Annotated in this window: 14 protein-coding genes and 1 riboswitch; of the genes, 5 read left to right on the top strand and 9 right to left on the bottom strand. The window is 60.2% G+C overall.

Features of this window, described 5'->3' with window-relative positions; all coding sequences use genetic code 11:
* The 4 genes from VZP09_RS12830 to dalD all read right to left on the bottom strand — a co-directional run.
* On the bottom strand, positions 1-506 hold a 506-nt coding region (locus VZP09_RS12830; protein WP_328795191.1), incomplete at its 3' end, for an HAD family hydrolase.
* Positions 507-554: 48 nt separating this feature from the next.
* Positions 555-1,832 carry a D-arabinitol transporter gene (gene dalT / locus VZP09_RS12835; RefSeq protein WP_002912654.1) on the bottom strand — a complete coding sequence of 426 codons (1,278 nt, stop codon included), beginning with the start codon at positions 1,830-1,832 and terminating at the stop codon, positions 555-557.
* Between the two features lie 70 nt (positions 1,833-1,902).
* Complete coding sequence (gene xylB, locus VZP09_RS12840) at positions 1,903-3,366, bottom strand: xylulokinase (protein ID WP_032415246.1); 1,464 nt, start codon at positions 3,364-3,366, stop codon at positions 1,903-1,905.
* Positions 3,367-3,375: 9 nt separating this feature from the next.
* The gene (gene dalD / locus VZP09_RS12845) at positions 3,376-4,743 is read right to left on the bottom strand and encodes a D-arabinitol 4-dehydrogenase (protein ID WP_032104264.1); all 1,368 of its coding nucleotides are present in this window, start codon (positions 4,741-4,743) and stop codon (positions 3,376-3,378) included.
* 206 nt (positions 4,744-4,949) lie between these two features.
* On the opposite strand from dalD, the gene VZP09_RS12850 reads away from it, so the two are divergent.
* Positions 4,950-5,891: a sugar-binding transcriptional regulator gene (locus VZP09_RS12850; protein ID WP_032415247.1), complete on the top strand. Its 942-nt coding sequence runs from the start codon at positions 4,950-4,952 to the stop codon at positions 5,889-5,891.
* A gap of 22 nt (positions 5,892-5,913) precedes the next feature.
* On the opposite strand, the gene VZP09_RS12855 is transcribed toward VZP09_RS12850, so the two are convergent.
* Entirely contained in the window at positions 5,914-6,915 is a 1,002-nt protein-coding gene (locus VZP09_RS12855) for a LacI family DNA-binding transcriptional regulator (protein ID WP_029884347.1), read from the bottom strand.
* A 254-nt stretch (positions 6,916-7,169) separates the two neighbouring features.
* Here VZP09_RS12855 and VZP09_RS12860 point away from each other — a divergent pair, with 254 nt between their 5' ends.
* The 3 genes from VZP09_RS12860 (at position 7,170) to VZP09_RS12870 (ending at position 10,918) form a co-directional block, all read left to right on the top strand.
* A complete protein-coding gene (locus tag VZP09_RS12860) occupies positions 7,170-7,919 on the top strand; it encodes an SDR family oxidoreductase (protein WP_328795192.1) in 750 nt (249 codons plus the stop codon).
* Positions 7,920-7,945: 26 nt separating this feature from the next.
* The gene (locus tag VZP09_RS12865) at positions 7,946-9,553 is read left to right on the top strand and encodes an FGGY-family carbohydrate kinase (RefSeq protein ID WP_048332205.1); all 1,608 of its coding nucleotides are present in this window, start codon (positions 7,946-7,948) and stop codon (positions 9,551-9,553) included.
* An 81-nt stretch (positions 9,554-9,634) separates the two neighbouring features.
* Positions 9,635-10,918, top strand: coding sequence for an RbtT/DalT/CsbX family MFS transporter (locus VZP09_RS12870; RefSeq protein WP_328795193.1), 1,284 nt, complete (start codon positions 9,635-9,637; stop codon positions 10,916-10,918).
* A gap of 58 nt (positions 10,919-10,976) precedes the next feature.
* Here the strand turns inward: VZP09_RS12870 and fbaB are convergent, their stop codons facing one another.
* The 3 genes from fbaB to thiM all read right to left on the bottom strand — a co-directional run bounded on the left by fbaB (position 10,977) and on the right by thiM (position 13,747).
* Complete coding sequence (gene fbaB, locus VZP09_RS12875) at positions 10,977-12,029, bottom strand: class I fructose-bisphosphate aldolase (protein ID WP_002912704.1); 1,053 nt, start codon at positions 12,027-12,029, stop codon at positions 10,977-10,979.
* A 147-nt stretch (positions 12,030-12,176) separates the two neighbouring features.
* On the bottom strand, positions 12,177-12,977 hold the full coding sequence (gene thiD, locus VZP09_RS12880) for a bifunctional hydroxymethylpyrimidine kinase/phosphomethylpyrimidine kinase (protein WP_002912707.1): 801 nt from the start codon (positions 12,975-12,977) through the stop codon (positions 12,177-12,179).
* Positions 12,974-13,747, bottom strand: coding sequence for a hydroxyethylthiazole kinase (gene thiM, locus VZP09_RS12885; protein ID WP_032415249.1), 774 nt, complete (start codon positions 13,745-13,747; stop codon positions 12,974-12,976). Before thiM ends, thiD begins: the two co-directional genes overlap by 4 nt.
* A 34-nt stretch (positions 13,748-13,781) precedes the next feature.
* A riboswitch (TPP riboswitch) is annotated at positions 13,782-13,879 on the bottom strand.
* Between the two features lie 185 nt (positions 13,880-14,064).
* On the opposite strand from thiM, the gene VZP09_RS12890 reads away from it, so the two are divergent.
* Positions 14,065-14,487, top strand: coding sequence for a universal stress protein (locus VZP09_RS12890; protein ID WP_004189084.1), 423 nt, complete (start codon positions 14,065-14,067; stop codon positions 14,485-14,487).
* On the opposite strand, the gene VZP09_RS12895 is transcribed toward VZP09_RS12890, so the two are convergent.
* Positions 14,484-15,398, bottom strand: a complete 915-nt coding sequence (locus VZP09_RS12895) for a LysR family transcriptional regulator (protein ID WP_004175111.1) — start codon at positions 15,396-15,398, stop codon at positions 14,484-14,486. The two genes, VZP09_RS12890 and VZP09_RS12895, sit on opposite strands and share 4 nt — an antisense overlap.
* Position 15,399 lies beyond the last annotated feature (1 nt).

The following is a 15,399-nucleotide window of genomic DNA, read 5'->3' on the forward strand; positions in this document are numbered from 1 at the left end:
CTATCCTCAATCACCAGACACTGGCTGGCGTTGAGATTGAGCTTCCGCAGCGTCGTGAGGTACACCGCCGGGTGCGGTTTGCCGCGTGGTTCATCATCCGCGCTGGAGATCGCGTCAAAAAAGTGCCAGAGCGAAAGCTTGTTCAGCACAGCGGCAATAACCTGACGAGATGATGACGTGGCGAGCGCAATCTTATAACCCGCTTCGCGAAAATAGCGTAACGCCTCCTGCACCCCGCGCATCGGTTCGCCTTTCGCGGCAATCAGGCGGGTGATGCGCTGCAGGATGGCGTCTTCAAGCCGCTGCGGAGCGAGATCAAGCTGAAAATAGCGGCACCAGGTGCCGGCAATGTCGTCGAGGCGTTTGCCTTTGGTGAGGGTTTCACACTCATCCACGCTCGCCGTTGCGCCCCACTGCGCGAGGGCGTCAATCTGCGCCTGGCGCCACAGCGCCTCGGAATCAATAATCACGCCATCCATGTCAAAAATAACCGCCTGCATACTCATTCGTTCACCTCATTAAGGCTGGCATNNNNCGNATGCCAGCCGCATCACCTAAGAGAATTCAACCTGCTCGCGGGCGGTTGCTTCCTTGTGGGAGAACCCCGGCTGCTCCACGCGGATAAAGGCGCAGAGGAAAAAGGCCACCACGTACAATGCGGTATAGGCGATCACCACCCCGATGGTGCTGAAGAACGGCAGCAGCACCACGGCAATCGCCGGCGCGAGAAAGTTCGACATCCCCGCCGACAGGTTATAGACCGAAATGGCCGCGCCTTTATGCTTCGGCTCCAGCGCCGGGAACACGGCCGCCAGCGGCACGAAGGCGGCGACAAAGATCCCGAGGGCGATGGCGGGGATCAGCGCCATCGCAAAGCTATGGCCAAAGTGCTGAGGAATGTAGTAAAACGCCAGGCTGGAGAGCGCCATCCCGATGCAGCCGAACCAGCGCACCACCTTCATCCAGCCCAGTTTTTCCCCGAGGATCCCCCACAGCACGTTAGAGAAAATGGTGGTGAAGAAGAAGACTGCCCATACCTGGAGCCATTCTGAAGTGCTGAAGCCCAGCTCATCGACAAACATCATCGGCATAATCACCGCAAAGCCGAACAGCGAGAGGGTATTGATAATCCTCACCATGCTCGACAGCAGAATATTGCGGTTGGTATAGAGCAGCGTCGCGGCGCGTCCCAGCTCGGAAAACTTCTCACGGGTGGTGAGATTCTGCATATGCTGCGGCGTTTGAATATGGCGCAGGGAAACCAGGGCAATCACGCCCCCGGTAAGGCAGAAGGCCAGCGCCAGCCACAGGGTGCCCATTTCGCCAATGTGCGGAATGGTAAAGCTCGGAATATAGCTGCCGAAGACCCCGATGCCGATGGAATACACCGCCCAGAACCAGCCGATGGCCGAGCTGGCGTTGTCGCTTTTGACGTTATGGACAATCGCCACGATAAACGAGTAGAGGAACAGCGGATAGGCGAAGCCGCGGATGCCGTAGAAAAGCAGGATCAGCGCATAGTTGGCGTGACCGAGGCCGAAAACGAGGAACAGCACGTGGAATACGCACCACAGCACGAAGCCAATCATCATCGTTTTCAGCGGGGTGATAATTTCCGCCACCACCCCGGAAATCCACGCCGACAGCGCAGCGGCCAGGCCGTAGAGGGTAAAGGCAAAGGAGGCCTCCGCCGGAGAGAAGCCGAGCGCTTTGATATAGTGCGACAGAAAGGCTAATTCAAAACCGTCGCCGGTCATAAATACGGCAATGGCGATGTATCCCCAGAGCAGGTTCAGGGGTAAACCGAGCCACTGTTTATTATTGATAGACATAATGACCTCGTTTTCAGGGTACAGGGTGGCCGCTCCGCGACGTGCAACGAAGCGGCGGTTATGATGAAAATCAGTGCTGTCGATAGTGCAGATCGTTTAAATACAGGGCCTTAAACTGCGCGTAGCGTTGCATCAGGGTGTGGTGGCGAATGGGATCCGCACGCCAGGTCTGCCAGACTTCCGGTTTTTCACACACCGCGGCAATGGGTTTGCCCGCCGCCAGGCAGGCCAGCCGCGCCGCGCCCAGCGCGCCTCCGGTCTCTCCGCCTTTGTGGGTCACCACCGGCATAGCGAGAATATCGGCCAGCAGCTGGGCCCAGAACGGGCTGCGGGCGCCCCCGCCCACCAGCGAGCACTGCGCGATCGGCGTCCCGCTCTCTTTCAATGCCTGCAGGCCGTCGTTGATCCCAAAGCTCACCCCCTCCAGCACCGCGTAGCCGAGCTGCGCGCGCAGGCTGGCGTGGGTCATGCCCCAGAAGATGCCGCGGGCGTCAGGATCGTTATGCGGGGTTCGTTCCCCGGAGAGATAGGGCAGGAAGAACGGCGCGTTGGCTTTATCCTCCTCGCTTAGCTCGGCAATCTCCGCCAGCAGCGCCACCTCCGTGGTGCCGGTCAGGCGGCAGAACCACTGCAAACAGCTGGCGGCGCTCAGCATGACGCTCATCTGGTGCCACAGGTTCGGCAGCACGTGACAAAACGCATGTACCGCCGACTGCGGCGCCGGACGATAGGCATCGGTCACCACAAACAGCACCCCGGAGGTGCCGAGCGAAATAAACGCATCTCCCGGCGAGACCGCGCCGACGCCAATGGCGCTGACCGCGTTATCCCCCCCGCCCCCGGCCACCATTACCGAGGCGTTCAGCCCCCAGCGCGCAGCCACCTGCGGGTCAAGGGTGGCGGAAACCTCGCAGCCTTCGACCAGCTTCGGCATTTGGCTACGCGACAAGCCGCACTTGTCCAGCAGAGCGTCGGACCAGTCGCGCTTCGCCACGTCCAGCCACAGCGTCCCGGCGGCGTCCGACATATCGGAGACTTTCTTCCCGGTCATCCGGTAGCGCAGATAATCCTTGGGCAACAGCACCGTGGCGGTGCGCTGAAAGTGTTCCGGCTCATGACGGCGCACCCACAACAGCTTCGGCGCGGTAAAGCCCGGCATCGCCAGGTTGCCCGCCACCTGATGCAGCTCCGGCGCCATCGCCTCCAGCTCGGCGCACTCTGCGGCGCAGCGGGTGTCGTTCCACAGAATGGCCGGACGGATCGTCTCCCCCTCTGCATCCAGCAACACCGCGCCGTGCATCTGCCCGGAGAGGCCAATCGCCTTAATGGCCGGCCAATGCTGCGCGCATTTTTCCCGTAGCGTGGCCATCAGGTACTCCGTCGCCTCCCACCATAGCTCCGGCGCTTGTTCTGACCAGTGCGGATGAGGCCGCTGAATACTCAGCGGCGCGCTATGGCTGGCGATAACCTCATGGTTCTCATCAATGACCAGCGCTTTGACTTCCGATGTGCCGAGATCGATACCCAGATACATAGCCACCTCTTAATTAATCAGCGTGTAAACGGCGGCGACTTTCTCGCGCATCAGCGCCAGGAAATCCGCGTTGTTGGCGAGATCACCAAACAGGGCTTTATCACGGGCGTAGACAGCCACCGGATCCTGAGCCTCGAACATCTCATGCACCGCCTGCGCATCCAGGATGCCGTCCTGGTACTGATATGGCAGAGTTCCCTTGTGCCACTGCTCCATAAAGACGAAGAACAGCGCCGGCAGCATGGCGGTCGCTTCCGGGCGGACGCCGCGCTGGTAGCACTCCTGCAAGGTTGGCGCGATCATCGCCGGAATTTTCGAGAAACCGTCGGCGGCGACGCGCTGGTTGGTGTCCTGGATATAGGGGTTGGTAAAGCGCTTAAGCACCACATCCCGGTAGGTCGGCAGATCAATGCCGTTATCGCCGAGACACGGAATAACGTCCTCCGTAACGTAGCGGTCGGCAATGGCGTAGATAACATCGGTCAGCGTGCTTTCATGAATATACTGCTGGCCGATTAAGGTTCCCGCCCAGGCAATGCAGCTGTGCGACGCGTTCAGAATGCGAATTTTCGCCTCTTCATACGGGATGACCGACTCCACCATCTCCACGCCGACCGCCTCCAGATTCGGGCGGGCATCGCGGAAGTTGTTCTCCACTACCCACTGGATAAAGGTCTCCCCCATCACCGGCGCTTTGTCATCAATTCCGGTTTGCGCTTTGATGCGGGCCGGCAGATCGGCCGCCGGACGCGGGGTGATGCGGTCCACCATGGTGTTCGGACAGGTGGTATTGGCCGCCATCCAGTCAATCACCGCCTGTCTGCCGGTGAGCTGCAGGAACTCGACCATACCGTCGTGGAAACGCTCGCCGTTATGACGCACGTTATCGCAGTTGAGCAGGGTCAGCGGCCCGGCGTTGTCGGCCATGCGCTTTTCCAGGATCCGCGCGAGGGTGCCGTAAATGGTTTTGCACTCGCCTTGCAGGTCGGCCTGCAGATCGGGGTTGCTGGTTTCCAGCCGATGGCGAGTGTTCAGGTAGTACCCCCCTTCCGTCACGGTAAAGGCGATAACTTTGGTCTGCGGGTTTGCCCCTTCGTTAATCAGCGGCTGTAGCCCGGCCTGCCACGGCAGCAGTTTCTGGATTGAGGTGATCTCTTCATATTCGCGCTCCCCTTCCGGGCTGACGGTCTCGAGGACGTAACGTCCTCCCTGCGCCGCCAGCGCCTGGACCACCTGCTCGGCGTCGTTGCGAATATTCCCCGCCGCGATGCGCCAGCGATTATCCCCGGAAGCAATCAGACGATGCAGATACCACGCCTGATGCGCGCGATGAAAAGAACCCAGACCGATATGAAGCCATGTGAATTGATTGTTCATGTTCTGCTCTCCTTGAGTTGATGGCGCCACTGTAATTGATCATTTGACCCAAATAAGAGCCATAGATCACAAAAGAGCAATTACCCAATTAAATTACAAATGACCAGAAAAGAGCAAAAGCTTGCCAGTTATGCCAACCACGGCGAGAATGCGGGTATTCGCCGGGCCAATTGCGTGCCCTGGCCAGCAACTTAGGGCGGGAAACCATGAGTAAAGAAGACGATATCCGGTTGGATCAGAAGGTGCGTGCCGCATGGATGTACTACATCGCCGGCCAGAATCAGAGCGAGATTGCCAGCCAGCTGGGCACCTCCAGACCGGTGGTGCAACGGCTGATCGCCGCCGCGAAAGAAGAAGGGATTGTGTCGATTAATCTGCACCATCCGGTAGCGAACTGCCTCGATTATGCGCAGTTGCTGCAGGAAAAATACCGCTTGATCGAGTGCAATGTGGTCCCCGCCTTTAGCGAAGAAAGCACCCTCGACAGTGTGTCATTTGGCTGCTATCAGCTGATGGCTCGCTATCTGCAGGATGATAAAGAGAAAATCATCGGTCTGGGCTCGGGCCTGACCCTGAAAAAAGCGCTGCAGCGCATCGATTTTGACAGCCTGAATACCCGCTGCGTGGCGTTGATCAGCGCCATGAACGCCAACGGGCAGTGCAATTATTACGATGACGTGCCCCTGCTGCTGACCCGCAAAATTAAGGCCAAGTACTATCAGTGGCCGGCGCCGCGCTACGCCCAAAGCGCGGATGAGTATGAAATGTGGTGCACCAATCGCTTATTCCGCAGCGTCTCCGGCGTCGCCCGCGAGGCGGACGTGATTTTTGTCGGCATTGGTCCGCTGGGCACGCAAAGTCCGATCTTTAAAGATGGCTTTATCAATCAGGCGCAGATGGATGAGCTAACCGCCCGCGGCGGCATTGGGGAGATCCTCGGGCGGTTTATTGATGCGCAAGGCGACGTGGTAGACAGCGAGATCAACCGCATGATCACCAGCTATGATATCCGCCAGAGCCACTGCCCGCGGATTGCCGCTGCCTGTGGAGAACATAAACGACCGGCGATCCTGGCCGCCCTTAAAGGCGGCTGGATTAATGGCCTGGTGACCGATGAGCATACCGCCCGCTGGCTGCTGACGCGGTAACGTCGAACAGCCAGACAGCGACTCAGCTGCTGCTCATCAGTCGCGGGGGAATTTCAATCCGCTGCTGGCTGGCTTCGCCGGCGTCAATAATCGAAAAAACAGCGTCCAGCATCGCCGGCACGTCCTGCTGCACCATGTCGATATCGTGCCCCAGCAGATAGACAAACGGATCCCAGTCGAAGCAGCCCATCGGTGGCTGCTCGCTGCCGGTCAGACCCACCTGCGACAGCCAGCGCACAACCCCTTCCAGGGATATCGTCGAGTTAACAAATATCCCCTGCAACAGCGTCTTCGCGCTGCTAAACCGCTCCTGCAGACAGGCCTCAACGTGGCCTTTCGAATAGCCGGGAGCCAGAATATTCTCCTGCGGCACGCTAAGCCCCAGCTCGCGATGCGCATCGTGGAAGCCGCGTAAACGCTCGCTGGTGTTATGGTCGCTGCTGCGCCCGCCGATAAAGGTCAGCGGCGCCAGCTCTCCGCGGCGGCGGGCGCTATTAGCCAGGATCTTATGAGTCAGCGCTTTCGCGCCGCCGTAGTTATCCGAAATCACCGACGGCGAGAGAGAGCCCGGCAGGTCGAGATTGACCGTTGGCACGCCCGCCTGCTGGCATAGCGCGGAAATTTTATCCGGATTGGTCGCCCCGGTCGCGACCACCCAGTCAACCTGCCAGGAGAGCATCGCCTTTACCGCTTCGATCTCCAGTTCCGGACGCCGGCGCGTACAGGTGATAATCGGCAGCAGGCCGCGCTCGCGGGCCATCTCCTCAAAGCGTTCGGCGATGGAACCGAAGTAGCGGTTATCATATTTGGGGATAATCATACCGATGACGTGTGATTTTTTACTGCGCAGCATGCTGGCCTGACGGTTAATCGCATAGCCCTGCTCCTCGGCAATCCGCGTCACCTTTTCCGCAAGCTTGGCGCTGATGCGGCGCTTTTTCCAGTTACCGTTGAGGATAGCGCTCACCGCGCTCGCCGAAACGCCGGAAAGTTCCGCCAGGTCGTAAATCGTTATCTTCTTCATTTTTCCAACTTGCGTCACAAAATCATGTCGCTGTTAATTTCCCCACTTGCTCAATCGATGAAGCGAGAGCAACATAGCTTCATCGATTGAGCATCCTTTTCACGCCAGGAAGTACGCGCGCATACCGCCTCAACATGCCAGCAAGCCTGAATTAAGATGCTGATATTCAATATGTTACCAGGTTTAGTCTATCACCTCGAACGTGATGCCCTCGCGTTCGATAGTTTTAACCAGACACGGCAAAGGATTATAAAATGAAGCACTCTGTCTCCTCTATGAATACTTCCCTCAGCGGTAAAGTCGCCGCGATCACCGGCGCGGCGTCCGGTATCGGCCTCGAGTGCGCGAGGACCCTGCTGGGAGCTGGCGCAAAAGTGGTACTGATCGACCGCGAAGGCGAAAAGCTCAACAAACTGCTCGCCGAACTTGGCGAAAACGCCTTCGCCCTGCAGGTCGACCTGATGCAGGCGGACCAGGTCGATAACCTACTGCAGGGCATTTTGCAGCTTACCGGGCGTCTCGATATCTTCCACGCCAACGCCGGCGCCTATATCGGCGGGCCGGTGGCCGAGGGCGACCCGGACGTCTGGGACCGCGTGCTGCACCTTAATATCAACGCCGCCTTCCGCTGCGTGCGCAGCGTCCTGCCGCATCTGATCGCGCAAAAATCCGGGGATATTATCTTCACCAGCTCGATCGCGGGCGTGGTGCCGGTGATCTGGGAGCCTGTCTATACCGCGTCGAAATTCGCGGTGCAGGCATTTGTGCACACCACTCGTCGCCAGGTGGCGCAGTATGGCGTGCGCGTCGGCGCCGTACTGCCGGGCCCGGTGGTTACCGCTCTGCTGGACGACTGGCCAAAAGCCAAAATGGACGAAGCGCTGGCCAACGGCAGCCTGATGCAGCCGATTGAAGTGGCGGAGTCGGTGCTGTTTATGGTGACGCGTTCGAAAAACGTCACCGTGCGCGACATTGTGATCCTGCCGAACAGCGTGGATCTCTGACCCTGGCCAACCTGTGAGAGGATGTGATGCAAAACGATACGCAAAACATTATTGGCGTGGATGTCGGTTCGGGCAGCGTGCGCGCCGGGGTATTCAATCTGCGGGGCGAGCTCCTCGCCCACGCGACCCGGGAAATAACCCTGTTTCGCAGCGCCGGAAACAAGGTCGAGCAGTCGAGCCGTGAGATCTGGCAGGCGGTGTGCTACTGCATTAAAACGGCGGTGGCCAACGCCGGCGTTTCGCCGTCGTCGATAGCCGGGATCGGCTTCGATGCCACCTGCTCGCTGGTGGTGATTGGCGATAACGATGCGCCGCTGGCGGTCGGGCCTTCGGGCGATGCGGACCGCAACATTATTGTCTGGATGGATCATCGCGCCACCGGGCAGGCGGAAAAGATCAATGCCACGGGCCACCCAGTACTGCGGTACGTTGGCGGCAAAATCTCGCCGGAGATGCAAACGCCGAAAATTTTGTGGCTGAAAGAGAATCGCCCGCACATCTATCAGCAGGCGCGCCACTTCTTCGACCTCGCCGATTACCTCACCTGGCGCTCAACCGGCGATGAAGCCCGCTCGGTCTGCACGGTGACCTGTAAATGGACCTACCTGGCGCATGAACAACGCTGGGATGCCGGTTACTTCCGCCAGATTGGCCTCGCAGAGCTGGCGGATGAAGATTTTGTCCGCATCGGCCAGCGGATTGTCGATCCAGGCACCCCCTGCGGCGAGGGCCTTTGCGCCACGGCGGCAGAGGAGATGGGCCTGCCGATCGGTACGCCGGTGGCGGTGGGGATGATTGACGCCCACGCGGGCGGCATCGGTACCGTCGGCGTGCTTAACGGCGCGGTCAACAATATGGCCTATGTCTTCGGCACTTCTTCCTGCACCATGACCACCACTCAGGAAGCGGTATTCGTCCCGGGCGTCTGGGGCCCTTACTATTCGGCGATGGTGCCGGGCTACTGGCTAAGTGAAGGCGGGCAAAGCGCCGCCGGCGCGGCTATCGACCAGCTGCTGAGCTTCCATCCGGCGGCGGCGCAAGCGCGCGAGCAAGCGAAAGCCGCAGGCGTCCCTCTACCGGTCTGGCTGGCGGATCGCGTTCTGACGCAAGTTGCTTCCCCTTCTGAGGCGGTAACGCTGGCCGCCGGTCTGCACGTCGTTCCGGAGTTTCTCGGTAATCGCGCGCCGCTTGCCGATCCCCACGCGAAAGCGCTGATTGCCGGGCTGGGGATGGAGCGGGACCTGGATAACCTGACCGCGCTGTACGTTGCCGGGCTATGCGGGATTGGCTATGGTCTGCGACAGATCATTGACGCCCAGCGCGCCTGCGGAATTGAGAGTGAAAATATCGTCATCAGCGGCGGAGCCGGGCAGCATCCGCTGGTGCGTCAGCTGTTGGCCGACGCCTGCGGCGTTAGCATCGTGAGCACCGCCAGCCGCGAGCCGGTGCTGTTAGGTTCCGCCATCCTCGGCGCGGTGGCGGGCAGAGTCGCGGCTTCGCTGCCGGAGGCCATGAAGCAGTTTACTCAGGTGGATGCCACCTATCACAGCGAGACGGCGTTTAGCCCGCTTCATCAGCGCAGGTATGCGGCCTATAAGGCGCTACAACAGGCCGGCAGGCTGATTCGCGAATAACATACCTCCTTATTTTATAACAATAATGCTCCGCTGCTGTGCAGCGGAGACACTCATCTGCACTCTGAAATCGAGGTCAACATGTCCGTTAATAACAAACAGTGGTACGGTCTACCGCTCAACCTCATCTGGGGATATGTCGCCATCGCCGTGTTTATGACCGGCGACGGCTTTGAGCTGGCTTTTCTGTCGCACTACATCAAAGCACTCGGATTCACCCCGGCGCAGGCTTCCTTTGCCTTTACTCTCTACGGTCTGGCTGCCGCCCTGTCGGCGTGGGTCTCCGGCGTGGTGGCGGAAATCATTACCCCACGTAAAGCTATGCTGATTGGCTTCGTGCTGTGGTGTGTATTCCACGTACTGTTCCTCGTCTTCGGCCTCGGTCGCGCCAACTATGCGCTGATCCTGCTGTTTTATGGCATCCGCGGCCTGGCCTACCCGCTGTTCCTCTACTCCTTTATCGTCGCCATTATCCACAACGTCCGCAGCGACAGTTCCAGCTCCGCGCTGGGCTGGTTCTGGGCGGTCTACTCGGTGGGTATCGGCGTGTTCGGCAGCTATATTCCGAGTTTTACCATTCCCCACATTGGCGAAATGGGCACCCTGTGGCTGGCGCTGCTCTTCAGCGCCACCGGCGGCATTATTGCGCTGGTGTCGATGCGTCATACCGAAACGCCGCGCCATATGCAGAACCTGACCACTCGTGAAAAATTCGCCGAACTGGGGCGCGCCGCGACGCTGCTCTATACCAACCGCAGCATTCTGTTCTCGAGCATTGTGCGCATTATCAACACCCTGTCGCTGTTTGGTTTTGCGGTGATCATGCCGATGATGTTTGTTGATGAGCTGGGATTTACCACCTCGGAATGGCTGCAGGTATGGGCGGCATTCTTCTTCACCACGATCTTTTCGAACGTTTTCTGGGGGATTGTGGCGGAGAAAATGGGCTGGATGAAGGTTATCCGCTGGTTCGGCTGCATCGGGATGGCGCTTTCCAGCCTGGCGTTCTATTACCTGCCCCAGCACTTCGGCCATAATTTTGCCATGGCGCTGGTACCGGCTATTGCCCTGGGGATTTTTGTCGCCGCGTTTGTGCCGATGGCGGCGGTGTTCCCGGCGCTGGAGCCGAACCATAAAGGCGCGGCGATTTCGGTCTATAACCTGTCAGCCGGGCTGTCGAACTTTCTGGCGCCGGCGATTGCCGTGGTACTGCTGCCCTATTTCAGCACTATCGGCGTGGTAATAGCCTATACCGCCTTATATATTCTGGCCTTCTTCCTGTGCCCGTTAATCCGCGTTGAACAGCCTGGCTTTACCAGCGATCAGCATGCGAAACCGTTTACCGCCAACGCGGCAGAGTCTTAATAAACCGCATCTGGTACAAACAACGAGCAATCCGGGCGGTGCCGCCCGGATTTTTGCCTTATGCGATAGTCACTTTGCCATCCAGATAAACATCCTGCACGGCATTGATCAGCTTCACACCGTCGGCCATCGATTTCTTAAACGCTTTGCGGCCCAGGATCAGCCCCATGCCGCCGGCGCGTTTATTGATCACCGCCGTGCGCACCGCGTCGGCAAGGTCGGTCTCCCCGCCCGCCGCGCCGCCGGAGTTGATCAGCCCGGCGCGGCCCATATAGCAGTTGGCCAGCTGGTAGCGCACCAGATCGATGGGGTTATCGCTGGTCAGTTTGCTGTATACCCGATCGTCGGTATAGCCGAAGTTAACCGCTTTGTAGCCGCCGTTATTCTCCGCCATCTTTTGCTTAACGATATCGGCGCCGATGGTGGCCGCCAGGTGGTTGGCCTGACCGGTCAGGTCAGCGGAAACATGATAGTCGACGCCGTCTTTCTTGAACGCCGAATTGCGCAGATAGGCCCACAGCACGGTGACCAGGCCCAGCTCATGGGCCCGCTCAAAGGCGGCGGAAATCTCTTCTATCTGACGACGCGATTGTTCCGAGCCGAAATAGATCGTCGCTCCCACGGCCACCGCCCCCATATTGAACGCCTGCTCAACGCTGGCGTAGAGGGTCTGGTCGTATTCGGTGGGATAGCTCAGCGTTTCGTTATGGTTGAGCTTCACCAGGAAAGGGATGCGATGCGCGTAGCGGCGCGACACCGAGGCCAGCACGCCGTAGGTCGACGCCACGCAGTTACAGCCGGCTTCGATCGCCAGCTCGACGATATTTTTCGGATCAAAGTACAGCGGGTTGGCGGCAAAGGAGGCGCCCGCCGAGTGCTCCACGCCCTGGTCAACCGGCAGAATGGAAAGGTAGCCGGTTCCCCCCAGGCGTCCGGTATTGTACAGGGTCTGCATATTGCGTAGCACCGCCGGTGGTCGGTTGTTATCCACCATCACCCGATCAACATAATCTGCGCCAGGCAGATACAGCTGGTCGGACGGAATGGTTATACAACGGTGCTGCAACAGGCTCTCGGCATCTTTGCCCAGCAACTGCGTAATATCAGTCATAGCAATCTCCCGTAAGGCCGGCCGAAGCCGGCATGCATTATCCCAACCCAATTTTTTTGGGCAGGTTAAGCCTGGTACCGACTTAGCCTATTTTCCAGCCGGGGGGCCATTTTTTCAGGAGATTCTGCTGTCCCGTTGCGCTGCCATTTACCACCAGGCGTGGAAATGGTGCACCGGCCCGATACCGTGGCCCACCTCCAGAGAGTCGGCCTGCGCCAGAGCCGCCGACAGCCAGGCCTTCGCCTCGATAACGGTGGCCGCCCAGTCCGCGTGACGCGGGCGCAGCGCCGCCAGCGCGGCGGAGAGCGTACAGCCGGTGCCGTGGGTATTTTTGGTCTGCACTCGCGGCGCGGTGAACCGCTGTTCCCCTTCTCGGGTGAAGAGCCAGTCCGGGCTTTCGGCATCGTCGAGATGGCCGCCCTTCATCAATACCGCGCCGCAGCCCAGCGCCAGCAGCGCCCGCCCCTGCTCCAGCATTTCCCGTTCGTTACGCGCATGGGGGGCATCGAGTAGCGCGGCCGCTTCCGGCAGGTTCGGGGTGATCAATGACACCTGCGGCAACAATCGTTGACGCAGGGTCTCCACCGCCGAAGCCGACAGCAGCGGATCGCCGCTTTTCGCCAGCATGACGGTATCCAGCACCACGTTGGCCACCCGGTAGCGCGCCAGCCGCTCGGCCACGGCTTCCACAATATCGGTCTCCGCCAGCATGCCGATTTTGGTGGTATCGATACGCACATCGCTGAACACCGAGTCGAGCTGCGCGGCCACAAAATCCGGTTCGATGCGATAGACCGACTGTACGCCGCGGGTATTCTGCGCCACCAGGGCGGTGATCGCCGAGCAGCCATAGGCCCCCAGCGCGGAGAAGGTTTTCAGATCGGCCTGGATACCGGCCCCGCCGCTGGGATCGGTGCCGGCGATGGTCAGGGCGTTGATGCGTTTCATCCCTGCACCTCCTGATACAGCGCGTCGAGAAACGCCGGAATAAAGCTGCCTGGGCCTCCCTGACGGGCGGCGATCTCCCCGGCCTGCTTCATCAGCCCGCAGGCGGCGGCCACGTTTTCCAGCCGGTCTCCCGGCAGCGCCGCGCTCGCCGCCACCACCGCCGACAGCGCGCAGCCGGTGCCCACCACCCGGGTCATCAGCGGATTGCCCCCCGCCACGCTGAGCACCCGCTCGCCGTCGGTGACGTAGTCCACCTCGCCAGTGACCGCCACTACGGTGGCCAGCCGACGAGCCAGCGCCTGGGCCGCCGGCAGCGCCGCGGCGGCCGTATCGGTGGTATCCACCCCGCGCCCGCCGGCGCTCATCCCGGCCAGCGCCAGAATTTCAGAGGCATTGCCGCGAATGGCCGCCGGCTGGAGGGCCAGCAGCTCGTGACAAAAGGCCGTGCGCACGGTCAGGGCGCCGACCGCCACCGGATCCAGCGTCCAGGGCTTGCCGGCCTGACGGGCGTGCTCCACCGCAGCACGCATCGCCACGGCGCGATCTTCGGTCAGGGTACCGACGTTAATTAACAGCGCATCGGCGATAGCGGCAAACTGCGCCGCTTCGCTGGGATCGATCACCATCGCCGGCGAGGCGCCGACGGCCAGCAGAACATTGGCGGTAAAGGTCTGCACCACGTCATTGGTCATGCAGTGCACAAGGGGGGAATGGGCGCGCAGCAGATGGCGCAGGTGCGCGACAGGCGCGGGATTCAACAGCTCAGGCATAGTTTGCTCCCGCCAGACGAGGTAGAAGCAATGACCCTGCGGTCTCTGACTTCCCTACGCTGGCATTATCCAGATCAGGTGGTACGGGTATTTCTCAGCCTTCAACGAAGAAGGGCACCCCGAGTCAAAATAGTGAAATTGTTAAGCGTTGTGGAATTTACCGCAACTCACCGGTTCATACAACAAGCCTTTAGCCCTGGATACGACACCTTCGCGGCCATCATGCTCATCAGGCGACCGGGCGGGATTGCATTCCGCTGCTGGCGGGCGGAAAATAATGACATCATGCGCTATTTAGCCTACCGAGGATATACGCCATGGCCGTTTATCACCATGCGCTGGTACTGATTAACAGCAGTCAGGACGGCGTCCCGCTGCTCCAGCATGCCGCCAGAATGGCAGAAGAGAACGGCATGCGCATCACCATCGCCCACATCAGCACCGATTACCGGGCGCTGAACTATGTTTCCGACAGCCTGCGCGACGATCGGGTCTCGCAGGAGGTGATCCAGGCCAAAGCCCTGCTCAACGAGCTGGCCTGCACCGTCTCCCTGCCGGTGGATACCCTCTCGCTGGTGACCACCCGCCGGTTTGAAGACGTGGAAACCTGCGTTCGGCAGCGGCAGATCGATTTAATTATTGCCGGGCACCATAACCGGCTGCTGGGCGTCCTCTCCTCACACTCGCTGGAGTACATCAACCACTTAACCGTAGACGTGCTGATCAAGCACCTGCCCTAGCGCAAGGCGGCCTGCAGCAGAGAAAAACAGTCTTCAATAAGCGGGGGCAGCGCCTGCGGGCCGCGCATCAGGGCCACTGTGCGGGCGAGCGCCGGCTGCTGCAGGTGGGCGACCCTGAGCGCCGGGTCCTGCAGATGGGTGGTGTACAGCGCCGGCAGAATCGCCACCGCTAAGCGCGAGCGCACCAGACCATACAGGGTTTCGATATAGTCCACCTGGTAGCGGGTGGTCAGCGTCAGGCGATGGCTCTCCACTAATGCCGCCACCAGCCGCTGGATATTGCCCTTCGAGAACACAGCAATATCCCGCCCCACCAGCTGTTTCCACGGCAGATGTGCCTGCGCGGCCAGCGGATCGTCGCGGTGCAGCACCGCCACGAAGGGATCTTCGCGCAGCGGATAGACCAGCAGTTCTGCGGGCAGTGAGCTGTCGATCGCCCCGATGCCGAAATCAATCTCGCCGCGCTGCAGCGCCTGGATAAGCGCATCGTTGGTCTGATCGTGAAATTCAATGCGCAGACGCGGAAAGGCCTCAGCCAGGGTCTGCGGCAGCAGCGGAAACAGCAGCGAACTGACCGACGGCACCAGACCGATACGCACCGTCCCGTCGCCACCCGCCTCGACAATCTGCTGCATATCGGAAAAGGCCGCCTGCGCCACGCTGAGGATCCGCTGGGCGTGGGGTAAAATCGCCGCCCCCAGTTCAGTCAGAGTGACCGTCGCAGCGGTACGGTTGACCAGCTTACCGCCGAGTACCGTTTCAATCTGCCGCAGGGCGCTGCTCAGCGCCGGCTGGCTAATCGCCAGCCGACTGGCGGTATCGGTAAAATGGCGCAGCTGGGCCAGGGTGACGAAATACTGAAGCTGTTTAAGAGAGAGCGCGGGCAGCCGCTGCCAGGGTTCGTTCATCATC

This window comes from Klebsiella sp. EMBS2024, assembly GCF_036233805.1.
In the GTDB taxonomy this organism is placed as follows: Bacteria; Pseudomonadota; Gammaproteobacteria; order Enterobacterales; family Enterobacteriaceae; genus Klebsiella; species Klebsiella pneumoniae.

What these genes read in the sequence shown, in the direction of transcription:
- VZP09_RS12850 (WP_032415247.1), top strand. Translation starts at nt 4,950, where the DNA reads ATGAGTAAAGAAGACGATATCCGGTTGGATCAGAAGGTGCGTGCCGCA.
- fbaB (WP_002912704.1), bottom strand. Translation starts at nt 12,029, where the DNA reads ATGACTGATATTACGCAGTTGCTGGGCAAAGATGCCGAGAGCCTGTTG.
- VZP09_RS12895 (WP_004175111.1), bottom strand. Translation starts at nt 15,398, where the DNA reads ATGATGAACGAACCCTGGCAGCGGCTGCCCGCGCTCTCTCTTAAACAG.
- VZP09_RS12860 (WP_328795192.1), top strand. Translation starts at nt 7,170, where the DNA reads ATGAAGCACTCTGTCTCCTCTATGAATACTTCCCTCAGCGGTAAAGTC.
- VZP09_RS12855 (WP_029884347.1), bottom strand. Translation starts at nt 6,915, where the DNA reads ATGAAGAAGATAACGATTTACGACCTGGCGGAACTTTCCGGCGTTTCG.
- xylB (WP_032415246.1), bottom strand. Translation starts at nt 3,366, where the DNA reads ATGTATCTGGGTATCGATCTCGGCACATCGGAAGTCAAAGCGCTGGTC.
- thiM (WP_032415249.1), bottom strand. Translation starts at nt 13,747, where the DNA reads ATGCCTGAGCTGTTGAATCCCGCGCCTGTCGCGCACCTGCGCCATCTG.
- dalT (WP_002912654.1), bottom strand. Translation starts at nt 1,832, where the DNA reads ATGTCTATCAATAATAAACAGTGGCTCGGTTTACCCCTGAACCTGCTC.
- thiD (WP_002912707.1), bottom strand. Translation starts at nt 12,977, where the DNA reads ATGAAACGCATCAACGCCCTGACCATCGCCGGCACCGATCCCAGCGGC.
- VZP09_RS12865 (WP_048332205.1), top strand. Translation starts at nt 7,946, where the DNA reads ATGCAAAACGATACGCAAAACATTATTGGCGTGGATGTCGGTTCGGGC.
- VZP09_RS12870 (WP_328795193.1), top strand. Translation starts at nt 9,635, where the DNA reads ATGTCCGTTAATAACAAACAGTGGTACGGTCTACCGCTCAACCTCATC.
- VZP09_RS12890 (WP_004189084.1), top strand. Translation starts at nt 14,065, where the DNA reads ATGGCCGTTTATCACCATGCGCTGGTACTGATTAACAGCAGTCAGGAC.
- dalD (WP_032104264.1), bottom strand. Translation starts at nt 4,743, where the DNA reads ATGAACAATCAATTCACATGGCTTCATATCGGTCTGGGTTCTTTTCAT.